Raw genomic sequence first — 26,660 nt, forward strand, 5'->3', positions numbered from 1 at the left:
GTTTTGCTTACGTATTTCCCATAGGATGGATGCGCCTTGTTAATCGGTGCGCATCCATGAATCATTTCGATCTCGCTTTTCTCAAATATCTCCAGGATAACTCGCCGCTTGCCATCGATGCTGCCGTGCAGCGTTTTGGTAAAACACTCTCTACACTCAAGCGCACGATGAAGGAGATTAACGATCTTCTGCCGGAACACGTCCAGCTTCATCAGGATAATCAATTCATTGCCACCCGCATTGGTTATCGGGAATACATCGAATTTTTGCAGCGTGTACAGTTCAGCCGCTATATCACCACGCCTGAAGAGCGCGTAAGCTGCCTGTTGGTTACACTTTGCCTGCACGATGTGGTGAACAAAAACGAATACTACAAAAAGTTTAACGTTAGCGCCGGGACGGTAAAAAACGATAATCCGCTGATACAGCGTCAGTTGCAGGTTCATGCGTTGTCTCTGGTAAGCGTTCCCCGTAAAGGTTCGCGGCTGGTCGGTAATGAATTTCGTCTGCGTGTCGCTGCGTGCATCGCGATAGTAAAAACTGTTGAGATAGGCGCGAATCATCGGTTAGTGGCGCATCAGGCGAACGAGCCGGCGAATCGGGCGATTGCTGAACAATTTCTTGATGAATGCGCAGAAGAGATCGTTCAGGCGGCAGAGTGTTATTCCCGCATCATTAGCCCAATAATCCGCCCCGGTTATAATGGCAGAAAGTATTTGCTGGTTTATCTTAGCCTGGCGCTGCATCGTAGTAAGCGGGGACACAGGATTACCCCCGCGGAGACAGTCCAGTTCCTGACAACATATCCCTATCAGGCGCTGGACAGTGACGTGGAAAACGTCTGCCTGGATATGTTGATTGCCTCACTTACGCTGACATACCGTCCCTTTACACTTTATGATGCGGCGCTGGTTCACTGCGTGAGAAGAGTGTGTACGATACTGGCGCGCAAGCTGAACGTTACCATTCATAGCCCTCACGCCTGGTTTGCAGAACTCTATAACTTCATTTATGCCGCAATTATTCAGAACACGCTGCGGCTGTGGTTTGATGATAAAAAATTACACGGTGTTGAAGGGCGGTACCCTGACTTATGGCTACAGGTGCGGCAGGCGTTAGAAGAGATTGAGCATCTGTGGCAGGTCTCTTTTTCGCCTGTCCATCTGGCTACGTTGGTTCTGATTATCAAGAAATATGAACTGAGAAATAGCGTAGTGAGTGACGCGAAAAAACGCGTAATCATCGTCACAAACTCCTCAGAAAGCAAAGTGGGTTACTTTCGGGAAGTGCTGCTCTCACGGTTTCACATTGATGTTGTGGCATGCGTAAACATTAATGAAATAGACCTCCTGAAGCAGGAGGCATTTGATCTGCTCATCACATTCACCAACAAAATCTCCAATCATCTGCGCTATGCGGAACTGGAATGCGTGAAAGTGAATTTCTGGCTGACGCAGGAAGATTTCAGGCTGTTACGTGAACGCGGTTTACTCCCCGCGCGTCAGAAAATACCTGCCGACACATTTGTGCGGCAGGTACAAGGCATGAGCCCGGAAGCGTTAAAAGCGTTTCTCGAATTCCGCTATGGCGACATCTTTATTTAAGCGCATCGACACGGTCGGCGGCTTCCCGCGCAATTTGCGAACAAAGGCCGAGGTAATGCGCCGGATCGAGCAGCGCCGCTATCTCTTCATCGCTGAAATGCTCACGTATGACATTATCCTGACGTAAAACGTCTGCATAGGGCAGCGATTCGTGGGTACTGCGCATCGCCAGTTGATAGACGCGCTCGTGGGCGGCATCTTTGCCCAGTTTCTCCACCAGTTGCATCATGATTTTCTCGCTGTTAATGAGTCCATGCGTTAATTGCGCATTTTGCTGCATCCGTTCACGATGAATCACCAACGTGCGCGTCAGCTCCTCGGCACGCATGACTATCTCAGTGATGCACTCCATACTCTCCTGAATATTGGCATCAAAAATAAAATAGGCGGAGCTGTCTGCTTCGAAAGGGCGAGAGGTGACGTAGAGACAGGAGGTCAGCACGGAATACAGCTTCTGCGCATTACCGATAATCCCTTTGGCCAGTTTCGGGTTTACTTTTTGCGGCATTGTGCTGCTACCGACGGTGCCTTTGGTAAAGGCCTCCGACACTTCGCCAAACTCCTCACCGGAGGTTTGATAGACCTCTTCCGCTATCTTATGCAGGGTTGTGGCCAGCAAGCACAAATTGCTGATGTACTCCATGCGGTACACGCGTGAATTTCTTGAAGGTATCGCCATTGAATGCATGCCGAGCCGCCAGGCAACGCTCTCCTGAACTTTCTGTCCGGTCTCGCCCGTAGCGTGAAAGGCGCCAACGGCGCCCCCCATCATCACTGTAAATATTCGCTTTTCGGCTTCGCGCATTCGTTCTTGCGCGCTCAGAAGCTCTTCAATCCACACCGCAACTTTGTAGCCCCAGGTAATGGGCAATGCGTGTTTCCCGTGGGTGCGGCCCGCCATGAGTGTATCGTGATGCGCGCGCGCCATAGCGGCGAGGTTGTGTAATATATCGCGTAGGAATGTCTGTATTTGCGCATCGAACTGCTTCGCCAGATAGAGCTGTGCGGTTTGCTGGATATTTTGTGTTGTCACGCCGTAATGAACGTATTTTCCGCTTTCACTGTCACAGGCTTTCACCAGCACTTTCAGCACCGGCACAAAACCGTGGCCAATTTCACGCAGCAGGCGATCCATTTCCAATAGATCGATGCGTTCAACCCGGCAATTGGCGGCAATATTTTCAGCCGCGCTGGCGGGGATCACACCATGCTCCGCCTGAGCCAGGGCCAGCGCAGCCTCAACGTCCAGCCAGGATTGCACTCGCGCCTGTTGGCTAAGCCATATTTTCAGACCGCGATCATCAAGCGTTTTGCTTTTTGAATCATAGAGTGCGCGCATTATTCTCTCCTTGTTTTTAATTCGCGCCCGCAAGACGGTCATCTACCGCGTTACGGACAAACTCAACATGTGGGCCAAAGACCACGTGGATGTGGTTGCTGGAGGGGATAAATGTCCCCAGCGCGCCGGAATCTTTCAGCAATGCCATATCAATTTTCTTCTGGTCACTCAAATCGATGCGTAAACGAGAAACGCAGTTCTCAACGCGTTTGATATTCTCTTTACCGCCGAGCCCCTGAATCACCAGTTCGGCGACTTTATCGTATTCTTTATTATTCAGCAGGGTGCTATCGGTCGTTTCACTCTCACGCCCTGGTGTTTTAATATCGAACTTGCTAATCGCGAAGCGAAATACAAAATAGAACACGACAAAGTTAACTACACCCAACAGAATTAAATTTAGCCACTGTGTGTGCTCGTACATCAAACCAAAAATGCCGAAGTCAAAAACAGTACCGCGAATATAACCAATAGATACGTCCAGTAATTGCAGCGGTATAGTCAATAAACCGCACAGTACGGCATACACAATAAACAGTTTTGGTGCGATGAACAGGAAGGAAAATTCAAGCGGTTCGGTAATATTGCCGAGCATCGCCGTTAATACCACGGTGAGAATCATCCCCTTGGCGAATTTTTTATTTTTGAAATAGGCGGTGTGGTACATGGCAAGGCCAATTGCCGGCACACGAAACAGAGTGGTTAACATTTGCCCGGAGGCGAGATAGCTGGTCAGTGTGGGCATAAATTCTTTCCAGGCCGGATGGGCAGGGCCAAGGTCGAAGAGAATCTTATTCATTGCGGGCAGAATTCCAACGTAAGTTTGCCCGTCAATAAGATAGGTGCCGCCAGCGGCGGTGAAGCGCACGGTTGAGCTGAGCACATGCTGCAGGCCGAAGGGAATGAGCAGGCGGTTAAGCGTCATATAAATTCCTGCGCCGACGTTCGGTGCCATCATAATGGTTGAGACGGCGCGCATGCCGGCAGTAAAAAGCTCCCAGATGAACGGAATGATTAAGCCCACCGGGATCGCGAAGGCGATGGTCAAAATAGCCACTGACTTTTTACCGCTAAAAAAAGCAAACGCCAGCGGCAGCTGTAAGCGGTAAAAACGGTCGGTTATTTTCGCTGCCAGCAGACCCGCGATAATTCCGCCCAGCGCCTCAATCTTCAGCGTCTGGATCCCTAAAATCATCCCCTGGCCTGCAAGCGAAAGGTCGCCTTTAGCCAGGTCACCCGCCAGTTTTAAATGCACATGCATGGCGATAAGCAATGTCAGATACGCCGCCACGGAGGCAAATACGGCAATCCCTTTTTCTTTCTTCGACATGCCGTACGCGACGCCCATCGCGAAAAGCAGTGGGATATTATTAAATATCACACTGCTGATTAATCCCAGGGAAGATAAAACGGCTTTGAATATGTCATTACCTAAAAAAGGCAGCTTATCGATCATATAGCTCTGACCTAAAGCAGAACTAATGCCCATTACCATGCCAACCGGAGCCAGTACGGCAATAGGTAATAACAGTGAACGACCGAATGTCTGAATTTCATCTCTAAAATGTGCATTCATGATAGTAATCCTGACGTGAAATACCGTCACGCTAAGATACGTTGAGCACCTTTTTGCTCAAGGGCAAATAGTGATGAATAAAAAGCGCAGGATTTGACCATAAAAAAAGGGTTCCTGATATACAGAAACCCTTTTTAAAGTCATTAGCGTTGGGGGAAATTAATGATGCTTCCCGTGCCCATGTCCGTGACCACGGCCATGTCCACGCCCGTCATGGCGACCATCGTGATAACCGCGCTCGTAAGCTTTACGATTATCCCAACCGCGATGCCAACCATTGTCATGGCGGTGCCAGCCGCGGTCACGCCATTGATAGTGACGATGCCAGTAGTCCCGGTCGCGCCAGCGGCCGCCGTCCCAGTAGTTACCGTAATTATCACGATCGCCAATTTGTAATTTTATTGATGGCAGCAGGGTGATTTCACCAGCGTTAGCAATCATTGGTGCTGCTGAGGCCATCAAGACTGCAGCCAGAATCAGTGACCTGAACATAGTTTATCTCCTTCACGATCGGGGCCTTACCCGGCCTGTTAACCCTATATTACGAACAAGTAAATATCCGTATCATCGGGGTAACTCCTAAATCGTAAAGGGCAGCACTTTTTGCCAAAAGTGCTGCTAATTTGCGCTAACCAAGAATTGCGTCTATGGCGGCGCGTTCTTCTGCACTGAAGTGTCTGTTATTCAACATGCCCACGGCGTCATCCAGTTGCGCCGTTTTACTGGCACCAATCAATACAGATGTCACTTTGTCGTCACGTAATACCCAGGCCAGCGCCATCTGCGACAATTTCTGCCCACGCTGCCTGGCAATCTCATTGAGCTGGCGAACCTTCGCGAGTTTCTCTTCCGTCAGTTGCTCCGGATTAAGAAAACGGCTGCCGCTGGCGGCTCGGGAATCTGTCGGAATACCATTGAGATAGCGATCCGTAAGCTGCCCGCCCGCTAACGGTGAAAAAGCGATACTGCCAACGCCTTCCTGCTTCAGCAGATCGAGCAGCCCATCTTCCACCCAGCGTTCAAACATGGAATATTTTGGCTGGTGGATCAGGCAGGGAGTGCCCAGATCGTTCAGAATCGCAAGGGCCTCTTTCGCACGGTCAGCCGGGTAGTTGGAAAGCCCGATGTACAGCGCTTTGCCCTGACGTACGATGTGATCCAGCGCACGCATGGTTTCCACCAGCGGCGTATCCGGATCCGGACGGTGGTGATAAAAGATATCCACGTACTCCAGCCCCATGCGTTTCAGGCTTTGATCGAGGCTGGCGACCAGATACTTACGCGATCCCCAGTCGCCATAAGGCCCATCCCACATGGTGTAGCCCGCTTTGCTGGAGATAATCAGCTCATCGCGCCAGGGTAAAAAGTCTTCCCGCAGAATGCGGCCAAAATTACTCTCTGCCGAGCCCGGCGGTGGCCCATAGTTGTTGGCTAAATCAAAATGGGTAATACCGAGGTCAAAGGCATGGCGCAGCAGTTGCCTGCTGGTTTCGATTAACGTGGCGTCGCCAAAGTTATGCCATAAGCCCAGCGAAATGGCGGGAAGTTTTAGCCCGCTTGTGCCGCAGCGACGATATTCCATCGTGTTGTAGCGTGACGGATCTGCCTGATAAACCATAAGTTCCTCCGCAAAGCATCAGTAGTGTATGCGTTTACACTACGCATTGTTGCTGCCGCCGTATACTCCCTTTCGCTGTAAATTTTACTTTCCAATAGCATTTTCGTATCTGTCTGGACAGGCGAACCGCTTCTTCAATACTCAGAGATGAGCAAGTGGCTAAAGGGTACTTATCATGCAAACGTCTTACACTGTTGCGGATTATCTACTGGATCGCCTCGCCGACTGCGGCGTGGACCATCTGTTTGGCGTGCCGGGAGATTACAACCTGCAATTCCTCGACCATGTGATTGCGCATCCTGCGCTGCGCTGGGTTGGCTGCGCCAATGAACTCAATGCCGCTTATGCCGCCGATGGCTATGCACGCGTTCAGGGTTGCGGCGCGTTGTTGACGACCTATGGCGTGGGAGAGTTGAGTGCGTTAAACGGCGTAGCGGGAAGCTTCGCCGAATATGTGCCGGTGCTGCACATTGTGGGTGCGCCCTGTACCGGGTCGCAGCAGCGTCAGGAGCTGCTGCACCATACGCTGGGCGACGGAAAATTCGACCATTTTCGGCAGATGAGCGCGCCGATTTCCGTGGTGCAGGGCGTGTTAACCGTCCGCAATGCGACGGATGAAATCGACCGCGTACTGACTGAAATGATCAAACATCGCCGTCCGGGCTATCTCTCGCTGCCCGCCGATGTGGCGAAAGCGCCGACCAGTCGTCCGGTGAACGCGCTAACGCTTACAGATACCGCTATTAACGACGGCCAGATTGAGCGCTTTACACAAGCCGTCCGCGACCTGCTGCAACCCTGTCGGCGAGTCTCTTTGCTGGCGGATTTTCTCGCGCTGCGCTTTGGCCTGCAAGAAACGCTGCGCGACTGGATGGCAAAGACGCCGATTCCGCACGCCTCGTTGCTCATGGGCAAAGGTCTGTTTGATGAGCAGCAACCGGGCTTCGTGGGTATTTACAGCGGTGTGGCGAGTTTATCGCAAACGCGCGAATCGATAGAGGACGCGGAGGCGATTCTGTGTATTGGCACGCGTTTCACGGATACCACCACCGCAGGCTTTACTCACAAAATCCCTGACAAAAAATCGATTTCAATTCAACCGTTTGCCGCGCGTGTCGGCGATCGCTGGTTTAGCGGTATTCCGATGGTACAGGCGACGCAGGCGTTAATTGCCGTGAGCCATGAGCTGTCGGCAAAATGGCGCACGGAAACACGCTGCATAGCGCCGCTTGCCCCCGGAAAAGAGGGCGAGTTAACGCAGGCGCGCTTCTGGCAAACGCTGCAAAAACATCTTCAGCCTGGCGACATCATTCTGGGCGATCAGGGTACCGCAGCGTTTGGCGTAGCGGCCCTTAAGCTGCCCAGTGATGCTTCACTGATTGTACAACCGCTGTGGGGTTCAATCGGTTTCACGCTACCCGCCGCGTTTGGCGCGCAAACCGCTCGCCCGGAAAGACGCGTGGTGCTGATCGTTGGTGACGGCGCGGCGCAACTGACGATTCAGGAGCTGGGTTCAATGCTGCGCGATGGCCTGCGACCGTTAATTCTGCTGCTCAACAACGATGGTTATACGGTGGAGCGGGCGATCCATGGCCCCGAAGCGCGCTATAACGACATCAGTTTGTGGAACTGGACGCAGCTGCCGCAGGCGCTGAACCTCGACAGCCAGGCCCAGTGCTGGCGGGTGACGGAGAGTGTTCAACTGGACGAGGTGCTGGCGAAAACCGCGCAAATTGAACGCTTAACGCTGGTGGAAGTGGTGCTGCCGAAGCAGGACATTCCTGACCTGCTTCGTGCTGTCACTCAGGCGCTCGAGACGCGCAACAGTAAGGGCTAGAGCTTATCCTTACGCGGAACCATCATCATCGGCTTGCCCGCCAGCAGGAGCCAGGCGGGCAGCATCACAATACACAATAGCGGTAAAAGCGTGGTATCCGGCACCACCACGGCGGCCATAAACAAGCTCAGCCAGCCATCACGCGTTACCACCAGCACCAGCCCCAGAATCGCGCAGGAAACGGTAATTGCCGCTGGAACGGCATCGACGTGAGCGTGCAGCATCAGCCCTAAAGACACGGCGACAAATACCGCCGGGAAGATGCGACCACCACGAAAACCGCTGGCCGAGGCAATCACCAGCGCTGCCAGCTTCACGGCGGCAATCAGCATAAAATCACTGCTGGTCAGCGTCTGGCTAAAGGCGAGCTGCTGCATCTCGTCGAGCCCTTTAAACAGCGTAATAGGTCCGCCGATAACCCCCAGCAGGCCCAGCAAAAAACCACCTGCGCTGAGCACCAGAACCGGATGTTTTAAGCGATGCATCAGGGCGTGCAGACGAGGCAGACACCACACCGCCACCATGCCCACCGCAATAGCGATCGCGGCAACCACCGCGCCGCTGAAAATATCGATAATCCGCATCTGCTGATAATGAGGGATCGGCAGCGAAAAATGCGGCTGGAAGAAGAGGCTGGTGGTGAGCGCTCCGGCAGCCGCCGCCAACAGCGGTGCAAACAGGCGATCCCACAGGGGCGCATCGTTATTGCCATTCAGGGTTTGCGAGAAAATCAGCGCGGCGGCAACCGGCGTGCCAAACAGCGCGCCGATGGTGCCTGCGGCGGCAAGGATTGTCCATTCAAGGGAGCTGACGCGCGGGAAAAAGCGCGCACCCAGCACCACGGCGAGCGCGATATTCACCGACATAATCGGATGCTCCGGGCCGAGGCTAACGCCGCCTGCCAGGCCAATCACCAGCGCGAGGATCAACCCCGGCAAACAGTAGGATGCGACGGGCACGCCAATTAAGGGTTCGGTTGCCGGGTCGGGCCCCGCATGACCTGGGCTAAAGCGAATCACCAGGCCTACCGCCAGGCCGGTCAGTGTCAGTACCAGTGTTATCCACCACGGTGAATCCCATGAGACGCCTAATGCGCCGGGGAGGGTGCTCCACAGCAGGTGCTGCAATACTGAGGCGAGTTTCATCACCACAATTAACATCAGGCTGGCGGCAACACCAATAACCATCGCCGGAATGGCGAGTAATAACATCGTGCGGGCTCGCGGATGGAGCATGATGATTTCCTTTTGGCTAAAAGCTGGCATCACTTTGCCGGGTTCTGTAAAAGCCTTCAGCGCAATAGATGCTGAAACGATACGGCGAAACAGAGATATCCTTAAGGTTGATACATAAAATTATGTGACGTAGATCGATAATCCAGGGGTGCTCACACAATCGTCATTGTTGTTACAGCGCCTTGAATTTACTCTGTGATATACACGTCATACTTTAAGTTGCCTGTGCGTTGGCTGCACTCGCTCACCCCAGTCATGTACTCATGTACGCTCCTGGGGATTCACTCGTTTGCCGCCTTCATGCAACTCGAATTATTTTGGGTATATAGAATTATCCTGACTTTAGCGGAGCCGTAACGGAATGACAAAGTTTGCATTAACAGGAGACGTCGGGGGCACCAACGCGCGTTTAGCGTTATGTGACCTCGCCACGGGAGAAATCTCGCAGGCGAAGACCTACTCAGGCCTGGATTACCCAAGCCTCGAAGCGGTGGTCCGCGTCTATCTCAAAGAACACAATGTGGAAGTGGAAGACGCCTGCATCGCCATTGCCTGCCCGATTACCGGTGACTGGGTGGCGATGACCAACCACACCTGGGCTTTCTCCATTGCAGAAATGAAGAAGAATCTCGGCTTTGCGCACCTGGAAATTATTAATGATTTCACCGCCGTGTCGATGGCTATCCCGATGCTGAAAAAAGAGCACCTGATTCAGTTCGGCGGCGCGGAACCGGTAGAGGGCAAACCGATTGCGGTTTATGGTGCCGGCACCGGGCTAGGCGTCGCGCATCTGGTTCACGTTGACAAGCGTTGGGTCAGCCTGCCGGGCGAGGGCGGCCACGTCGATTTCGCGCCAAACAGCGAAGAAGAGGGGATTATCCTTGAAGAGCTGCGGGCGGAAATCGGTCATGTCTCTGCGGAACGTGTGCTTTCCGGACCGGGGCTGGTGAATCTGTATCGCGCGATTGTGAAATCTGACGGTCGTCTGCCGGAAAACTTACAGCCGAAAGACATCACTCAGCGTGCGCTGGAAGATACCTGCATCGACTGTCGCCGCGCGCTGTCGCTGTTCTGCGTCATCATGGGCCGCTTTGGCGGCAACCTGGCGCTGACGCTCGGCACTTTTGGTGGCGTCTATATCGCGGGCGGCATCGTGCCGCGCTTCCTTGAGTTCTTTAAAGCGTCCGGCTTCCGTGGCGGTTTTGAGGATAAAGGCCGTTTCAAAGCCTACGTGCAGGATATCCCGGTCTATCTGATTGTTCACGATAACCCTGGCCTGCTCGGCTCCGGGGCGCACCTGCGCCAGACGCTGGGGCAAATTCTGTAATCTCTTTGGCCGGGCAACCCTCGGTTGCCCGGCCAGCTTTCCCTCAGTTTATCGCGCTATTTCGCAGCGCAACCCTTTCTGCCACTTTCAGGAACGGCAGATAGAAAAATACGCCGAACACAATAATGATGAGTTGTACCACCACGGCACGCCAGTCACCCGCCGTTGCCAGCCAGGCGCTCAAAATGGGCGGGGTAGTCCATGGGATCATCACCACACAGCGCGATATCAATCCAAGAGAAGTACAAACCCAGGCAAAGTAGATCCCTATCGCCGGAAGCAGGACAAACGGTATCATCAGGGGCAGGTTAAATACGATAGGTAAACCAAAAATAACCGGTTCGTTGATGTTGAATAAGCCGGGTGTGATTGCCAGGCGTGCAACCTGATTAGCCGCTTTTTGCCGTGAAAAAATAAAAATAGCGATCAGCAACGAAATGGTGCTGCCTGTCCCGCCAATCATCCCAAAGGTCGGTACAAATATATTGTTGATAATATGCGGAATAGGTTCGCCATTTGCAAAGGCGAGCATATTTTCATTGGTGTTAATCAGCAAGAACGGTTCCAGAATCACGCTGTTCACTACGGCCTGATGAATACCCAGCGTGAAGAGAAAGTTACCAAAACTATAAATAAAAATCGTGCCTGGCAGGCTGGTATTGATCAGGCGCAGAGGTTGCTGGATTAATGTGGTAATGAGATGAATAAGGTCCGTATGCAGAAAATTAGTTAATAGCGCTGCGGCAAGCGCAAAGAGGGAAAGCGTCAGAATGGTTGGAATGAGCGCCGTGAAAGAGTTACTGACGGCTGGCGGTACGTTTTCGCCCAGGGAAATTTGCAGCCTCTTAATGGCCGAGATTCGCAGGAACAGTTCTGTCGAGAGCAATCCAATGATAACGCCGGCAAAAATGCCGGTGGTGCCAATATTAGAGAAACTTAATACCTGCGTGATAGAAACCGTTGTCTTTTCACCGATAGGCGCAAGCTCTATTTGAATCGGCATCATAATAATCAGGCTACAAATAGCAATAATCACTGCCGACACAGGATTGGTGCTGTTTTTATTGCGCGCTAAAGACCAGGCGATCATAGGGGCTATCAGTAGCGCCGCGATATTCAACGTGCCATTGATAATCACATCGCCCCACACTTTACATTTTGTTAGTGCTTCGCCTTCCAGTATCCAGGGAAACACCACGTTATTAATCAGCACCGCCAATCCTGCCAGAATGAATATCGGCATAATGGCGGCAAACGCGTCTCGAAGAGAGCGTAGGTGCACCTGCCCGGCAATGCGGGCGGAGATTTCGACAAAGCGATCGGTTATAGACTGCATACTCATTTCAGACATAGCAGAACCCTTTTTAATCCTGAACCTTGCCAGGCAATGCCGGCGTCAGTGTTCGCAAATGACTAGTCATATAAACAATATGACTAGTCATTTGGTTGTCTGCGCTAATATCGCAAAAAAACAGCAGAAAAATGTGAGCCGTCTCGAAAGTTCTGGCTATGACGGGTACAAAAAAGGCCTCCTGTGATGCGCACCACATAAAGGCCTAAGGCGATTCCTGGAGGGGATTAGAGATGCATTAACTGACGAAACTCTTTCACCTTGCTGCGGCTGACGGGCACCTGAAAATCAAGGTCGCGCAGGCGCAGAATGTAGGTGTTATTAAACCAGGGTTCGATCTCGCGGATTTTATCCAGATTCACGCAGTAGGAGCGGTGGCAACGGAAGAAGTGCGTTGCCGGAAGCTTGCTGCAAAATTCAGTGATGTTCATCGGCATCACGTACGACTCGCGTTTGGTGTACACGAAGGTCATTTTCTCGTGCGCTTCGGCGTAGTAAATATCGTTGATACTGGTAACGATAATGCGTTCATCTTTGATCAGATTGATGGTGTCGTTTTCGCGCGCAGTTGTTCCCGGTATCGCGGTACTGCCGCCCGCTTGCTGTTGCCAGGCGCTTTCCAGTTTCTGCAACATGCTGATAATGCGTGATTCCTGGTAAGGCTTAAGAATGTAATCAAACGCCTCCAGCTCGAACGCTTCTACCGCGTGTTCTTTCCACGCGGTGATAAACACGATAAACGGCTTATGGGCAAACTGGCTGATGCTTTGTGCCAGCAGCACCCCATCCAGCGAAGGAATATTGATATCAAGGAAGATGGCGTCCACTTTGTTGTGCTGCAAAAAACGTAGCACGTCGAGGCCGTCGTCAAACGTACCGACAATCTCCATCTGGCTGTGTTCTTTTATCAGCCAGGTCAGTTCCTGTTGCGCCAGAATCTCGTCTTCAACAATGATGACTTTCATTTTCTCTCCCTATAACGGCAGCAGAGTGGCGGGAGCCGTTACCGGCGTGCGCGCGTTAGGAATATAAAACGCGATTTCCGTACCGGGTTCCAGACGGCGGATGTGCAGCCCCTCGCCATACAACAATTTTACCCGGTGATGAACGTTCAGCAGGCCAATTTTATTGCCTGGCATTTCATTGGCTTCAACGCGGGCGATGACCTGTGGGTCGATACCGTGCCCCGTATCGCGCACGCTGATGCGCACGCGGTTGCCGCTTTCGGTGATGCTAATGGTGACCACGCCCTTGCCCTTACAGGGCTGGATGCCGTGGACGATGGCATTTTCGACCAGCGGCTGAATCAGCAGGCTTGGGATCAGGCAATTCACCTCATCATCGATATCGTAGATAACCGTCAGCTTATCGCCAAATCGCGCCTGCTCAATGGCGATGTAATCTTTGATTTGGTACAGCTCTTTGCGGATATCAATCTGCTCATCGTCTTTCAATTCAATGTTATAGCGCAGATAGCGAGACAGATTAAAAATCAACTGGCGCGCGGTGTCCGGATTCAGGCGAATGGAGGACGAAATCGCGTTCAGGGCGTTAAACAGAAAATGGGGATTAATCTTGCTTTGCAGGGCGCGTAGCTCTGCCTTATTTGCCATTTCCCGCAGCTGCTCGGCGCGCGAGACCTCCAGCTGCGTCGAGATAATCTGCGACAGGCCAACCGCCATCTCCTGCAAGGATGAGGTAATTTGGTGCGCATGGCAGTAGTAGATTTTCAGCGTCCCGGTCACCACGCCTTTCTCCCACAAGGGAATAACCAGCATCGAGTGAATTTCCGGGGTACGATAAGCCTCATCATTGTTTTTAATAATGATTTTTCCACTGCTTATCGCTTCGAATGTGGTTGGGCTAATAATATCGTCCTGATCGCGATAGTTATTTTCCCCCACGCCGACGTACGCCAATACGTGGTCAGTATTGGTGATTGCCACCGCATCGGCGTGGATATCGTTGCGAATGATGTCGCACACCTGGCGCAGAGATTCGCTATTCACATGACGGAACAGCGGCAGCGTTTTGTTGGCGATATCGAGCGCCAGTTTGGCCTGCCGCGCGGCGCTGGCCTCTTTTTCTCCTTCGACGCTCTGCACCAGCAGCACGATAAAGCCGATACAGACGCTGCCAAGGATCATCGGAATGCCGATTTTAGAGACGATATCGATACCCAGGGCGGTGGTTGGCGCCCAGACAATCACCAGAATCATGGTCAGCGTTTCACACAGCATCCCGGCCAGAATACCGATGCGCCAGTGTTGCGCTTTAGGGATTTTGACGTTGATCCAGCCCGAAAGCAGCCCGGCAATAATACTGGTGATGAAACAAGGCACGGCAGTAACGCCACCAATATCAATCAGATAGCGGTGCACCCCGGCAATCAGCCCGACGATGGCGCCGACCCAGGGCCCAAACAGAATGCCGCCGGACATCACCGCGATAATACGCACGTTGACCAGCGAACCTTCAACCGGTACGCCTGACCAGGTGCTGAACAGGGCGAACAGTGAGAAGATCGCGCTGACGGCAAGCAGCTCTTTTGGCGTGTGGGCCGTTTTGTGCAGCAGTTCGCGGAAGAGGCGGATGCGAATCAGAAAAAACAGGCAGATCAGCATCAGCGCTGCGCGGTCGAACACCGCCAGCAGCATGTTGAAAATTTCGTGCATGGGAACGCCGGGTTTATCAGGAAAGTCTTATGATAAGAAACCCCGCGGCAGATGACCAGTTGTCTGGATAGGAGGATGAAAATTCGTAATCCACAAAATTAAAAGGGGATTAATCGATAATCGGCTAATCAATCGGGAAAAGGGGATTTTTAAGAATTTCTCATGAGAACAATAAGATAATATCGAGTTAACTAAATGTTGTTAAAAATCCCTTTGTGAACGCAGGTAGAATTTTCGTTTTTTTTAACTTCCTCTTTTTTCGCCCAGAACTATTTTTTGCCTTACCCCTCGACAGACGGTTTTTTTTCAGGCTATTTTCTAAACACGCCACTGTCGTGGCAGCGTCGCTCGGACGGTCCGGGCGCTAACGTGAATCTGAGGAACCTATGGCTGAATTCAGTCCTGAACGCCGTTTTACGCGTATCGATCGCTTACCCCCGTATGTTTTCAACATTACCGCTGAACTGAAAATGGCTGCGCGTCGGCGCGGCGAAGACATTATCGATTTCAGCATGGGTAACCCGGACGGTGCGACCCCGCCGCATATTGTCGAAAAACTCTGTACCGTCGCCCAGCGTCCGGATACGCACGGCTACTCAACCTCGCGCGGGATCCCGCGTCTGCGTCGCGCCATTTCGCGCTGGTATCAGGATCGCTACGACGTTGAAATTGACCCGGAAAGCGAAGCGATTGTGACCATTGGTTCAAAAGAGGGGCTGGCGCACCTGATGCTGGCCACGCTCGATCATGGCGATACGGTGCTGGTGCCGAATCCCAGCTATCCGATTCACATTTACGGCGCGGTAATTGCCGGCGCACAGGTGCGCTCGGTGCCGTTGGTGGAAGGCGTCGATTTCTTCAACGAGCTGGAGCGTGCCATTCGTGAAAGTTACCCGAAGCCAAAAATGATGATTTTAGGCTTCCCGTCGAACCCGACAGCTCAGTGCGTTGAGCTGGAATTCTTCGAAAAAGTGGTCGCGCTGGCGAAACGCTATGACGTGCTGGTGGTGCACGACCTCGCTTACGCCGATATCGTCTACGATGGCTGGAAAGCGCCGTCGATTATGCAGGTGCCGGGTGCGCGCGATGTCGCGGTTGAATTCTTCACCCTGTCGAAAAGCTACAACATGGCGGGCTGGCGCATCGGCTTTATGGTCGGTAACAAAACGCTGGTTAACGCGCTGGCCAGGATCAAAAGCTATCACGACTACGGTACCTTTACGCCGTTGCAGGTTGCGGCCATCGCGGCGCTGGAAGGCGATCAACAGTGCGTACGCGATATTGCCGCGCAGTATAAACGTCGCCGTGACGTGCTGGTGAAAGGGTTGCATGAAGCGGGCTGGATGGTCGAGTGCCCGAAAGCGTCAATGTACGTATGGGCGAAAATCCCGGAACCGTATGCTGCGATGGGCTCGCTGGAGTTTGCCAAAAAGCTACTGCAGGACGCGAAAGTGTGCGTGTCACCGGGCATTGGTTTCGGTGATTACGGCGATACCCACGTGCGTTTCGCGCTGATTGAAAACCGTGACCGTATTCGTCAGGCGGTGAGGGGAATAAAAGCGATGTTCCGCGCCGATGGCCTGCTGCCTTCCGGCACAAAGCACGCGGCGGAAAACGCCGAATAAAAACGCAAACAGGAGCCAAAAGGCTCCTGTTTTTTTATGCATTCTTGATTAGATCATCAGGGCAAATGTACCGGCCCACACGATGACCATAAACGACACACCCATAAATAAATATTTCACGACTCATCTCTCCGCGTACTTCACGTTTATACGCTCTAACGAAAACATGTCCTGTTGTGACATTGTGAGCTGACGCACATCGGCATCACCTCAGAATTTGGTGCATCACTGCTCCAGATGGCGCTAATGTACGCTTAATTTTAGGGGGTGACAAGTGAGATTTTTTTATTAATTTTTAGTTACTTACAACTGTCGTGGATCGGCGACACATTAATTTCTTACGGTAATATATTGCCTTTCAGCGACGGGCTTTTTTTGGGATGTATTCTAAGTAAACCACATTGATTTAATGGTTAATTTTATCAAAAACACGGGCGGGAGAGAGTGTTTCTCCCGCCTGCATCACATTACTCAAACGTTCCTTTCACGCAGGCATAGCCATTGCGCACCAGCATTTTTCCTTTCGCCCAGACCTCGTCGATATGTAAGCCTGCCGTGAGGATAATAAAATCGGCATCGCAACCTTCTGCCAGCTGCCCTTTATGTGCAAAACCGAGGAATTCGGCGACGGTTTGCGTGAACGGACGCAGGGCCTGTTCCAGTGGAAGCTGATGGCGATGAACCAGCTGTTGAAGCGTGGATAACAACGATTCGAATCCCGCGACGCCAATCCCCGTCAGTTTTCCTTCGCTATCAAACACGGGCTGGCTACCGTTACCGTCGGAACTCACCGTCATGCGCGCGAGCGGCACGCCGTCGCGAAGGGCGCTGGCGATGGCGGTCGCCGCATCAATGGGCGTCTCAATACTGCTGGTGATATCGATATAGCCGCCCCTCCGCGCGAACGCCTTTGCCTGTGCAAACAGCGGCTCGGCGCGGTTAACGTGGGTAGGCAGCAGCTTGCTTATCGGTACATCGGCATGTTGCAGGATGGCCTCCAGCGGCGCAAGCCCGCGCGGACTGTTGCCCATATGAAATACGCTAATGCCTGCTTTTTCGCCCAGTAAACCACCGACGCGCGCGAGTGCCGCCATATTGGCGAGTTGCTCATTTCCCGGTGCGGAGGAGCGGTGATCGGAGATTGCGCATTTCACGCCAATCACCTTATCGATGAGTGCCACATCACGATCCACGCTGCCGGTGATGGTTGGCGAGGGCAGGGAGTACGCGCCCGTCAGCATCCACGCGCTAATGCCTTCATTTTCCAGCGCCCGGGTTTTCGCCAGCAGCGATTCCGGATGGCGGGTGATGCCATCGGTACCCAGCAGACCGACAACGGAAGTAATGCCTGCTTCGACCAGTTTCGACAGCCGCACTTCTGGCGTACGCGTATGCGGCCCGGCCTCGCCACCGCCGCCAATCAGGTGTACGTGCTGGTCGATAAAACCCGGGCAGACAATCGCCTGTTGCAGATTAATGACCTCGCAGCCAGGCAGCCCGCTGGCGTCGATTTCCGGGGCGATGGCGACAATTTTTCCTGCGGCGATCAGAAAATCCTGCACGCCGCGATCGTCCGGTGCATAGAGATGCGCTTGCTTAAACAGACGCAGGCCGGGTAGGGTGATTTCCATATAAAACCTCTCCTATACAAGCAATTGCATTACCCAAAGGGAAAGCAGGGCGTTAATGACGCAAATGGCGATGATGTGCGGATAATATTTCGGGTTAACCCCCGCCGTGCCGAGGCAGCGCCCGGTATTCTGCACCGGGTTGCCCATCAGGTAAATTGCGGGAAGCAATACGGTTGCATCATGGCCATTGAGTGCGCCAGAAACCACCAGGCTCGCGCAAACGCCGATGCCGCCCCCCATACTCATCACCGAGGCCAGCAGCACGGCAGCGGCTTCACCAGGGAGGCCCCACAGCCCCATCACCGGTTCGAAAACCTTACCCACAATATCCAGTAAGCCCGTGACCTTCAGCGCCTGAATGATCACAAATGCCATCACCACGTTGGGCAACAGGCTGGTGGTGGCGATGGTGAAACCGCGCCGGGCACCCTCGACAAACAGATCCATCACGTTCTTACGGGCGTGCGTGCTCATCCACGGCCTCCTTGCGCTGACGATTTTCGATTTGCGTGATCCACAACCGCAGCAGGTTGGCGCCGACAAACTTAAACACCAGAATCACCGCCAGAGGGGTGATTACGGGAACCGTGATTACCGTAAACAGCGCCGCGCCAGAGGAAAAATAGTTAGTAATAATGGCGCTGCCGCTGGTCTGAAAGGTGGCGAATATTGCGCGTTCCTGGTCGCTGATCGCACCTTCCTCCGCCAGTTCTTTGGTCATCCCGGCTGCGGCATCGGTGTTTTGCAGGTTGGCAATCAACGCCAGTGAGCAAATACCCGGCACGCCAAGAATCGGCCTGAGGATGGGCGTCATGAGCTGCTGCGCGGCGCGTAACCCGCCTAACCCTTCGGTAACGGAAATAATGCCAAGCGACAAAATCACCGAAGGCGCCAGTTCAAGGGCAAAGAGAAAACCATCCTTCGCCCCCGTCCCGCCTGTTCCGCGAAACGACACGATGCTTTGCCCGGCGCTGTTCACCGCGCCAAAGGTGCCGTTCAGCACTGTAAAATCAAATACCCGCCACCATTCGGTGGATTTCGCAAAAAAGCCTGAAAAGAAAATGACGGTCATAAAAAAGGCGAGATAACCCACCCAACTGACCTTCTTCTGTATCGGGGATGTTTTTTCCATACTTCCCTCCGGTTGACGTTATCCCTGAAACGCAATCTCCAAAGTAGATGAACCGCCGTGGGAAACGAACCCTAAGAGAAATTTTTCAGAATTCATAAAGACGGGAACGATCCTGTCGATCCTCCGCGCAGGGTCTTTTTCGTGACCGATCTCTGACTTTCATCTTAACCCTCTGCACCTGTCTAGACATATCGCAAGTGTAGATATATCTCTATATGTGTTCTTTCTGCATTCTGATGGTGAAAGACACGTTAGTTTTTGCGCACTTTGCAGGCAGCTTTGCTGCCAATCCAGACATATTCATGGCAAATGCAGGAGATAACGATGGAGTTGGGTATTCGGGGGAAACGCGCGTTTATTTGCGCGTCATCGCAGGGCCTTGGTCTGGCCTGCGCCAGCGCGCTGGCGGCGGAAGGGGTCAATATCACGCTGAACGGGCGGGGCGCCGCGAAGCTGGACGACGTAGTGACCACGCTGCGCCAGACATTTCCTGATGTTCAGGTGCATTCCGTGGTGGCTGATTTAACCACGGTGAGCGGTCGAGCGCTGATCCTCGCCGCTGTGCCTGAGGTAGACATCCTGGTCACTAACAACGCCGGGCCACCGCCGGGCGAGCTCGCCGACTGGGATGAAAGTGCGCTGCTGGGCGCGATGCAGGCCAACTTTATTCCTGCCGTTCAGCTGATTCGCGGCTGGCTGCCGGGCATGCAGCAGCGCCGGTTTGGGCGGATTATCAACATCACATCGGCAATGGTGAAATCGCCGCACTACATGATGGGGCTTTCGACCTCTGCCCGCACGGCGTTAACGGCTATCTGCAAGGCCATTAGCCGCGAAGTGGCGGCGGATAACGTCACCCTGAATAACCTGCTGCCAGAGCGCGTGGATACGCCGCGTCAGGAGTTTATGCTGCAACGCCTGATGGCCCAGGAAGGCATTGGCCGTGAAGAAGCGCGCCTGCGCAATGCCAATTCGATCGCCGCGAAACGGTATGGTCGCCCCGAGGAGTTTGGCGCAGCCTGCGCGTTCCTGTGCAGCCAGCAGGCATCGTTTATCTCCGGGCAGAATTTACAGCTCGATGGCGGTTCCTGCGAGGCGCTGATGTGATGAACACGCAACATCAGGCATTGCTGGCCTTCGAACGCCGTCGCCAGCAGGCTTTTATCACCGCCGATATCGACGCGCTGGACGTCATGCTGGCGAGCGACCTCATTCACATCCACAGCACCGGTATGGTGCATGACAAAGCGCAGCTGTTAGCACACCTGCGAAAAATGGGCGGCTTTGTGGCAATTGATCGTGATGAGCCGCGCATTCATCTGGCAGGCGATATTGCCGTGCTGACGGGCGAAACCCGTAATACGGTGCGTTCGCTGCAAAGCGGAGAGGTGATGGTCCGCCACGGGTTTTCGACGCTGGTGCTGCGGCGCACGCTCGCGGGCTGGGAAATCATTCTTTCGCAACTCACGCCTTATAAAAGTTAACAAGGAATCATTATGAAGCTTGTTCGTTTTACCGCGCAGGGACGCACCCGTATTGGCAAGGTAGAAGGCCAGCAGGTGATTGATTTATCGGATGTTGTGGGCGTGGGAACGTCCATGTGCCAGGTTATTCGCGATCTCCCGCAGCGGCGCGCGGCGCTGGAAGATGTGAATGGCCCTGCGTATCCGCTGGCGGACGTCCGTCTGGAAGCGCCAATTCATGATCCGCAAAAATTCCTCGGTATCGGCATGAACTACCGCAAGCACGCCGAAGAAGCGAGGCTCGCCGGGATCCCGATACCGGAAAGTCAGCTGTGGTTTAACAAGCAGGTTTCCTGCATCGTCGGCCCGTTTGATGAGGTCGAAAAACCGCAGGCCAGCGACAAAATGGATTACGAAATCGAACTGGGTGTGGTTATCGGTAAACGCTGTCGCCATATTGCGGCAAAAGATGCCGCGTCGGTGATTGCCGGTTATCTCATCGTCAACGACGTTTCGGCCCGCGACTGGCTGCATAAATCGCCGACCTTCACGCTCGGGAAATCCTTCGACACTTTTGGCCCGATTGGACCGTGGCTGACCACCGCCGATGAAATCGCTGACCCGCTGGCGCTGGAGATGAAGCTCTACATCAACGATGAGTTACGTCAGCACTCGCTGTCTGGCGACATGATTTACAACCTTTACCAGCAAATTGAATACCTTTCGACGGTGATGACGCTTGAACCGGGCGATATCCTGGCGACCGGCACGCCGTCCGGTATCGGTGCACCAAAGGGATTGTTCCTCAAACCGGGCGATGTGATGCGTCTGGAAATTGAAGGTCTGGGAAAGATTGAGAACCCGGTGATCGCCGAGCGCTAAACAGGAGCGAAAATGGTGAGTCAAAACTTCCGTGATTATCTGCTGCCGCCAGATGCGCCGCGCATTCTCGCCGCGCGGGGCGTAAGCGTGGCGACCTACGCAGAACGCATGCTGGCGACTGAAAAAGCGCGTGACCTGAAAGCGCACTGGGAGGCGATGCTTAATGAAACTTTCCGTGGCATCACTACCGACGGCAATGTGCAGCAAGGGCTGTTTCAGCGCCAGGATGAAGGTTTTGCCGTTGAAGAGGCGGTGACGGCGGCAAGCGAGCTGCTGGGCACATTATCGATTTCACAACGTGAACGCGTTTGCCGGCCGATAGACGATAACGCCTGGCGGGCCTGGTATAACCCGGAAATCCCGTTTAATGATTTGGGTGTTCGTCTGGAAGATACTGATTCGCAAACACGCGAGGCGTTCTGGCAGCTGCTGCGCGCCTGCACCAGCGATGTTGGCTTTGAGAAGGTACGCCAGCTTATGGATGCCAACCATTTCCTCGGCGAGCTTTATGATTTGAACAACATTATGAATCGCTGGAGCTTCCACTTTATGGTCTTCGGCGAACCGTCTGCCAGTGCGCCCTGGGGCTGGACAATCTACGGTCATCACGTGGCGTTCTGCTGCTTTATCGTGGGACGGCAACTGGTGATTGCCCCGACGTTTATGGGCGTGGAGCCCAACGTCATTGCGCGTGGCGATGATACTGATTGTGTGCTGTTTACCGAAGAGGAGCGGCTGGGGTTAAAACTCATGCAATCGCTGAATCCGGATCAGCAGGCGAGGGCGACGATTTTCAGCCAGATGGAAGACCCGGCGATGCCGCCGGAGCGTTTCAATTTTGCCGATCAGCGTCATCTCGGCGGCGCGTTTCAGGATAATCGTGTTATTCCGCTGGAGGGGATTTGTGCGGCGGAATTTACCCCAACGCAGCGGGCCTATTTACTGGAAACGATTGAATCGTTTATCAACGTGCTTCCGGATGGCCCGCGCGCGGCAAAGATGACGCAGATAGAGCGTTATCTGGATGACACCTGGTGGTGCTGGATTGGCGGCTGCGGCGATAATGATGTTTATTATTATCGCATCCAGAGCCCGGTCATCATGCTGGAATTTGATCATCACAGCGGCATGTGGCTGACCAACGAAGCACCGGCGCGTTTTCATATTCATACCATTATGCGTATCCCGAATGGCAATGATTATGGTAAGGCGCTACTTAATCAGGAGAGCAATACGTAGGCCGATTGTAGGCCGGATAAGCGAAGCGCCATCCGGCAATAAAGCAGCACCGTACTCTATTTAATAATAACAACCCGGAAAGTCCGCTTTATCTGGAGATAGCAGACGGTCATTCCGTGCGCAAAAAAACGATCAGTCATTACAACAATGAAAACTGTAAGTTCTAATAAGCGAGGTTATCAGGAATGGACGTTACGTTATTTCGTCGGATTACGACGTTAAGTACAATCCCTTTGGTTATTTATTGTAGCGATTGTTTAGCGCAGGCTCAGCCCGCGACACTCACACCGCAAACAGAATCGTTTAGCGACTGGTTATCGCAAGGATCGTTGTATGGCGAATTAAAAACCATGCATTTTTATAAGGAGTTCACGGGTACTGTAGAAAATAAGCGCACCCACTCTTTTGGCGGCGAATTACAATATCGCAGCCCGGAATGGAACGGCTTTAGTTTCGGCCTCGGTGAATATATGGCCTTTAACTTAGGCATGAATCCGGACGACCCGGAAAATCGGGAGGGCTATTTACCATCGGACAATACCAATGTGCTGGGTAAGGCATTTATTCGCTATCATAATTATGGTTTTGATTTAAAAGGCGGGCGGATTGGGCTGGATACGCCGTTTGCTAATGAAGTGCAGGGCTGGACGATGATCCCGGCGCTGTACGAAGGTTTTGGCGGTAATTACTCGATGCCGTTTAACGAGGATATTAAACTGCACGGCTATCGTATCTATCGCTTTAAACCGATGAGTGAAGAGCACTTTGTGAAAACCGATACCGGTACGCCGGAAGTGGATGACACCAGTATGCCCGGCGTATCAAGCGACGGCTTCACGACCTTTGGCCTGCGCTATGGCCGCTTGTACGGCGCAACGGCGGAAGCCTGGTATTATGATTTCGACCGTCGCGCACGCATGGCCTACGCCGGTACGGAAATTCCCATCCAGCCGCTCAAAATGGGCCAGTGGACACCCTATATTGGCGCGCAGTATCTGCATGAATGGGACGCGGATGATCAATTATTTCCTTACCAGAATATTGATACCGATCTCTATTCCGCGCGTATAGGTATTCGCTCACGTAACCATACCTTTTACGTCGCCGCGACCCGCGTTCCGGAAAAAGAGGATGCTTTCCTGAACGGTGCTTATTTCTCACCGTACAGCTTTGGTATCTATAATCAGACGCCGCTGGAAAGCGGTCAGCCGTTAGTTTCAATGGTGACCTCCAACCAGCCAGGGAATACGCTGGCAGCGCGTTATGTTTATCACAGTGACCGTTTTTTAACGGTGCTGGGTTATACCCATCTTGACCTGAAGGATTCCAGCGGAATTTATTATCCGCTGCCCGCCAAAAATATCGACGCCGGATTCATGATCCTTGGCTATGATATAACCGAACGCCTGCACGCAGAGTTCGAATTTGATTATGTTGATTCGCCTTCTGCGCAAACCGGTAACTATCATGCCGAGCGTCTGCGTCTGGTGTATAAATTTGGTAAAGAGATGCCAGAAAAATACCATTAATTATTGTGTTTATAGCGTTAGCGCTGTGAAAAATGCCTGATGGCGCTTCGCTTATCAGGCCTACCGAGCTTGTAGGCCGGGTAAGCGAAGCGCCACCCGGCAATACCACGGCGCTGACCTTTATCGGGAGCAAACGCATGTCATCACCTCGCAGAGAAAGTATTTATATCGACGCCTTTCCCCATGCCAACCCCATTCCCGCCGCCTGCCGTATCGACAACATGCTCTACTCCGGCGTGATCTATGGCCGCGACCCGCAAACGCAACAGGTTCCTTACAGCCTCGACGCCCAGTGCGCGCTGATGTTTCGCCACGTGCAAACCATTATCGAAGCCGCGGGCGGCACGCTGGAGGATGTCATCAAAATGACTCTCTGGATGGAAGATAAATCCCAGCGCCAGGTGGTGAACCGCCACTGGGAACGCGTTTTTCCCGACCCGCACTCTCGCCCCGCGCGTCACGCCCTCGACGGCACCTTTCCCGGCACTATTCTGATTCAATGTGATTTTGTCGCGGTTTTAACGCGCTGAATATCCACAGAAACACGAGCATAATTTGCTCATTTTCGATATATTCGAAACCCCGTTATGTTTTAAATACATAAGATGGAGTACTGGATGGTGCAGACAAAACGCTCTGACCGCCCTTCAGAAGGCGCGGACGCACATCAGGCCGAGACGGCCGATACGCAAAAAAGCGGTAAAGGTAGCCGCCGTGGCCGTATCTTCGACTATGGCGAACTGCGACTGCTGTTGCTGGCAATGCTGGCGGAACGTTCCAGTCACGGGTATGAACTGATTAACGAAATTAAAGAACGCTTTGGCGGCATGTATAAGCCAAGCCCCGGCGTGATTTACCCCACCTTAACCTGGCTGTATGACCGCAGTTACGCGGTTATCGAGCTGGAAAAGGGCGGGCGCAAGCGCTACAGCATTACCGATGAAGGTCGCGCGTTTCTGGCGGCGAATCAGGCGGTGAGCGACATGCTGATGGCGCGGGTTGCGCCGAAGGGCAACAGCAAATCGCCGAAACAGCTGGTGGGCGCGATGGATCACCTCAAACGCGCGTTGAGCCTGCGTATCAAACTTGGCCCGGTGGCGGATAGCGTTATCGATCAGATGGCCGAGGTTATTCATAGCGCGGCCGATCAACTGGAAACGCTGCTCACGGCACCACCGCAGGCGAAAGGCGCGATGACCAGCATCGCGGAAATTGCCACGCCGAACGCGCAACGTTACCTGCGCCGACTCTGCACGCACTTTCACCATCGCACGCCGGTTGTCTCTGATGAAACGAGCGGCCAGTTCAAAATGAGCATGGGTGAAGTGAGAATGGAAGTGGTGGGCGATGCCCTCTTTAAAGTGACGTTAACGGCGCTCTCAGCAGAGAAAATCCCGGAAATGGAAGAGATTATCGTGCGGCATTTGCAGGAAACGGCGGTGCGGGAAGTGCTGGAGATCCACTGGCAGCGCGCTGAGCGTTGAGCATAAAAAAGGCGGCGCTCCAGGGACGCCGCTCTCAAAATAACGCTGAGTAAAAAGAGGGTGTTACTCGATGCCAAACATACGGGCCGCGTTGCCGCCCAGAATGTTGGCTTTATCTTCGGCAGAAATATCCAGACTCTCGATAGTCTCAATCCCCTGGAAGAACCAGTCTTTACGAATCGGGTAGGAGCTGCCGTAAAGAATGTTTTTACCGCCAACCACCTTCACCGCCGCTTCCAGCTGCGCTTTACCCCACTGCGGTGCGCCTGATGTATCGAAGAAAATATTGTTGCTGAAGTGCGCGCGCAGGTTGCCTGTTGACGCCTGGAAGCGATCCACCGCGTCGTTAAAGTTGTGCTGCTGCGGCACCAGCATATCGGCGAAGGCGTAGAACGCGCCGCCCAGCATAGAGTGGATAAACTTAAGGTTTGGCAGCTCATCAAACATACCGCTGAACAGCTCGCGGCCCACGGCGGTGGCCTGATCGATGCAGCGGCCAAACTGGCGACGCTGGTTGGTATACGGCAGGACGGAGTGATAATCGACCGGCAGCGGCGTATGGTGAACCACCACCGGCACGTTCAGGCTGTTAAGGTACTTCAGATACGGGCGGAACGCCGGATCGTCGAGATAGATTTGCCCGTAGTGGGCGACAATCTGCGCCCCACGAAAACCGAGCTCATTCAGGCAGCGATCCACTTCACGCAGGCACGCGTCCGTTCCCCACGGCGGAACCACCGCCAGCGCCGACATCTTACCGCCGCTGCGTTTTACGTACTCCGCCATGCGGTCATTCACTTTTTTACAGGTCTCCAGATCCAGCCACTCCTGCCACACCGGCAGGCGGAAAATGGCGTGGTCGACGCCCGCTTTTTCCATGTCTGCCAGCTGACTTTCCAGCGTGTACTGGCCTTCAGCGTAGTTCAGGTTTACATAGCCCTTAGGCTGCTCGATGATCAGCTGGCTTAAGTCTTTGCCCTCAATTTTTTCCACGCGGGTATGCACGCCGTACTGTTTTGGCACGCAGTCCAGAAAGGCATTCAGCAGGTTTTTATCAGAGAACAGGTCGCCTGGCAGCCAGTGCATGTTTGCATCAATAATCTTACTCATGGT

General features: G+C 53.3%; 24 protein-coding genes. 11 read left to right on the forward strand and 13 right to left on the reverse strand.

Annotated elements, in window-relative coordinates; genetic code table 11:
• Nucleotides 1-56: 56 nt before the first annotated feature.
• Nucleotides 57-1,604, forward strand: a complete 1,548-nt coding sequence (locus G163CM_RS01230) for a BglG family transcription antiterminator (RefSeq protein WP_231826575.1) — start codon at nucleotides 57-59, stop codon at nucleotides 1,602-1,604.
• Here G163CM_RS01230 and G163CM_RS01235 read toward each other — a convergent pair.
• The 4 genes from G163CM_RS01235 to mgrA all read right to left on the reverse strand — a co-directional run bounded on the left by G163CM_RS01235 (nucleotide 1,597) and on the right by mgrA (nucleotide 6,137).
• Complete coding sequence (locus G163CM_RS01235; protein ID WP_231826576.1) at nucleotides 1,597-2,943, reverse strand: class-II fumarase/aspartase family protein; 1,347 nt, start codon at nucleotides 2,941-2,943, stop codon at nucleotides 1,597-1,599. The genes G163CM_RS01230 and G163CM_RS01235 overlap by 8 nt on opposite strands.
• A 16-nt stretch (nucleotides 2,944-2,959) precedes the next feature.
• Nucleotides 2,960-4,519, reverse strand: coding sequence for a PTS transporter subunit EIIC (locus G163CM_RS01240; RefSeq protein WP_231826577.1), 1,560 nt, complete (start codon nucleotides 4,517-4,519; stop codon nucleotides 2,960-2,962).
• Nucleotides 4,520-4,678: 159 nt separating this feature from the next.
• A complete protein-coding gene (locus tag G163CM_RS01245) occupies nucleotides 4,679-5,011 on the reverse strand; it encodes a DUF2502 domain-containing protein (protein ID WP_015963533.1) in 333 nt (110 codons plus the stop codon).
• Nucleotides 5,012-5,147: 136 nt separating this feature from the next.
• Nucleotides 5,148-6,137: an L-glyceraldehyde 3-phosphate reductase gene (gene mgrA, locus G163CM_RS01250; protein WP_231826578.1), complete on the reverse strand. Its 990-nt coding sequence runs from the start codon at nucleotides 6,135-6,137 to the stop codon at nucleotides 5,148-5,150.
• A gap of 175 nt (nucleotides 6,138-6,312) precedes the next feature.
• Here mgrA and G163CM_RS01255 point away from each other — a divergent pair, with 175 nt between their 5' ends.
• The gene (locus G163CM_RS01255; protein ID WP_231826579.1) at nucleotides 6,313-7,974 is read left to right on the forward strand and encodes an alpha-keto acid decarboxylase family protein; all 1,662 of its coding nucleotides are present in this window, start codon (nucleotides 6,313-6,315) and stop codon (nucleotides 7,972-7,974) included.
• On the opposite strand, the gene G163CM_RS01260 is transcribed toward G163CM_RS01255, so the two are convergent.
• Entirely contained in the window at nucleotides 7,971-9,209 is a 1,239-nt protein-coding gene (locus tag G163CM_RS01260; RefSeq protein WP_231826580.1) for an ion channel protein, read from the reverse strand. The genes G163CM_RS01255 and G163CM_RS01260 overlap by 4 nt on opposite strands.
• 361 nt (nucleotides 9,210-9,570) lie before the next feature.
• On the opposite strand from G163CM_RS01260, the gene glk reads away from it, so the two are divergent.
• On the forward strand, nucleotides 9,571-10,536 hold the full coding sequence (glk, locus tag G163CM_RS01265; protein WP_015963537.1) for a glucokinase: 966 nt from the start codon (nucleotides 9,571-9,573) through the stop codon (nucleotides 10,534-10,536).
• 43 nt (nucleotides 10,537-10,579) lie between these two features.
• On the opposite strand, the gene G163CM_RS01270 is transcribed toward glk, so the two are convergent.
• The 3 genes from G163CM_RS01270 to G163CM_RS01280 form a co-directional block, all read right to left on the reverse strand.
• Nucleotides 10,580-11,887, reverse strand: a complete 1,308-nt coding sequence (locus G163CM_RS01270) for a PTS sugar transporter subunit IIC (RefSeq protein WP_231826581.1) — start codon at nucleotides 11,885-11,887, stop codon at nucleotides 10,580-10,582.
• 227 nt (nucleotides 11,888-12,114) lie between these two features.
• Nucleotides 12,115-12,852 (reverse strand): LytR/AlgR family response regulator transcription factor, encoded by a 738-nt coding sequence (locus G163CM_RS01275; RefSeq protein ID WP_015963539.1) that lies wholly within the window; start codon nucleotides 12,850-12,852, stop codon nucleotides 12,115-12,117.
• Nucleotides 12,853-12,861: 9 nt separating this feature from the next.
• Nucleotides 12,862-14,562 (reverse strand): sensor histidine kinase, encoded by a 1,701-nt coding sequence (locus G163CM_RS01280; protein WP_231826582.1) that lies wholly within the window; start codon nucleotides 14,560-14,562, stop codon nucleotides 12,862-12,864.
• 386 nt (nucleotides 14,563-14,948) lie between these two features.
• Between G163CM_RS01280 and alaC the strand changes: the two genes are divergently transcribed.
• The gene (gene alaC / locus G163CM_RS01285) at nucleotides 14,949-16,187 is read left to right on the forward strand and encodes an alanine transaminase (RefSeq protein WP_015963541.1); all 1,239 of its coding nucleotides are present in this window, start codon (nucleotides 14,949-14,951) and stop codon (nucleotides 16,185-16,187) included.
• 48 nt (nucleotides 16,188-16,235) lie between these two features.
• Here alaC and ypdK read toward each other — a convergent pair whose 3' ends face one another.
• From ypdK to G163CM_RS01305, 4 genes are all read right to left on the reverse strand, one after another.
• The gene (gene ypdK, locus G163CM_RS01290; protein WP_108473772.1) at nucleotides 16,236-16,307 is read right to left on the reverse strand and encodes a membrane protein YpdK; all 72 of its coding nucleotides are present in this window, start codon (nucleotides 16,305-16,307) and stop codon (nucleotides 16,236-16,238) included.
• A gap of 347 nt (nucleotides 16,308-16,654) precedes the next feature.
• Nucleotides 16,655-17,818 carry a beta-aspartyl-peptidase gene (gene iadA, locus G163CM_RS01295; RefSeq protein ID WP_231826583.1) on the reverse strand — a complete coding sequence of 388 codons (1,164 nt, stop codon included), beginning with the start codon at nucleotides 17,816-17,818 and terminating at the stop codon, nucleotides 16,655-16,657.
• Nucleotides 17,819-17,830: 12 nt separating this feature from the next.
• Nucleotides 17,831-18,292: a YjiG family protein gene (locus tag G163CM_RS01300; protein ID WP_015963543.1), complete on the reverse strand. Its 462-nt coding sequence runs from the start codon at nucleotides 18,290-18,292 to the stop codon at nucleotides 17,831-17,833.
• The gene (locus G163CM_RS01305; protein ID WP_231826584.1) at nucleotides 18,273-18,950 is read right to left on the reverse strand and encodes a nucleoside recognition domain-containing protein; all 678 of its coding nucleotides are present in this window, start codon (nucleotides 18,948-18,950) and stop codon (nucleotides 18,273-18,275) included. Before G163CM_RS01305 ends, G163CM_RS01300 begins: the two co-directional genes overlap by 20 nt.
• 324 nt (nucleotides 18,951-19,274) lie before the next feature.
• Between G163CM_RS01305 and G163CM_RS01310 the strand changes: the two genes are divergently transcribed.
• The 7 genes from G163CM_RS01310 to G163CM_RS01340 all read left to right on the forward strand — a co-directional run bounded on the left by G163CM_RS01310 (nucleotide 19,275) and on the right by G163CM_RS01340 (nucleotide 25,547).
• Nucleotides 19,275-20,057: an SDR family oxidoreductase gene (locus G163CM_RS01310; protein ID WP_015963545.1), complete on the forward strand. Its 783-nt coding sequence runs from the start codon at nucleotides 19,275-19,277 to the stop codon at nucleotides 20,055-20,057.
• A complete protein-coding gene (locus G163CM_RS01315) occupies nucleotides 20,057-20,434 on the forward strand; it encodes a nuclear transport factor 2 family protein (RefSeq protein ID WP_231826585.1) in 378 nt (125 codons plus the stop codon). Before G163CM_RS01310 ends, G163CM_RS01315 begins: the two co-directional genes overlap by 1 nt.
• Nucleotides 20,435-20,446: 12 nt before the next feature.
• Nucleotides 20,447-21,295 (forward strand): fumarylacetoacetate hydrolase family protein, encoded by an 849-nt coding sequence (locus G163CM_RS01320; protein WP_231826586.1) that lies wholly within the window; start codon nucleotides 20,447-20,449, stop codon nucleotides 21,293-21,295.
• A 12-nt stretch (nucleotides 21,296-21,307) separates the two neighbouring features.
• On the forward strand, nucleotides 21,308-22,534 hold the full coding sequence (locus G163CM_RS01325) for a DUF3500 domain-containing protein (protein WP_231826587.1): 1,227 nt from the start codon (nucleotides 21,308-21,310) through the stop codon (nucleotides 22,532-22,534).
• A 350-nt stretch (nucleotides 22,535-22,884) separates the two neighbouring features.
• Complete coding sequence (locus G163CM_RS01330) at nucleotides 22,885-24,063, forward strand: hypothetical protein (RefSeq protein WP_231826588.1); 1,179 nt, start codon at nucleotides 22,885-22,887, stop codon at nucleotides 24,061-24,063.
• 137 nt (nucleotides 24,064-24,200) lie between these two features.
• On the forward strand, nucleotides 24,201-24,593 hold the full coding sequence (locus tag G163CM_RS01335) for a RidA family protein (protein ID WP_231826589.1): 393 nt from the start codon (nucleotides 24,201-24,203) through the stop codon (nucleotides 24,591-24,593).
• Nucleotides 24,594-24,680: 87 nt separating this feature from the next.
• Complete coding sequence (locus tag G163CM_RS01340; RefSeq protein WP_231826590.1) at nucleotides 24,681-25,547, forward strand: DUF2218 domain-containing protein; 867 nt, start codon at nucleotides 24,681-24,683, stop codon at nucleotides 25,545-25,547.
• 63 nt (nucleotides 25,548-25,610) lie between these two features.
• On the opposite strand, the gene G163CM_RS01345 is transcribed toward G163CM_RS01340, so the two are convergent.
• On the reverse strand, nucleotides 25,611-26,657 hold the full coding sequence (locus tag G163CM_RS01345) for an amidohydrolase family protein (protein ID WP_231826591.1): 1,047 nt from the start codon (nucleotides 26,655-26,657) through the stop codon (nucleotides 25,611-25,613).
• Nucleotides 26,658-26,660: the final 3 nt, after the last annotated feature.

It is taken from the genome of Pseudocitrobacter corydidari (genome assembly GCF_021172065.1).
Classification (GTDB): domain Bacteria; phylum Pseudomonadota; class Gammaproteobacteria; order Enterobacterales; family Enterobacteriaceae; genus Pseudocitrobacter; species Pseudocitrobacter corydidari.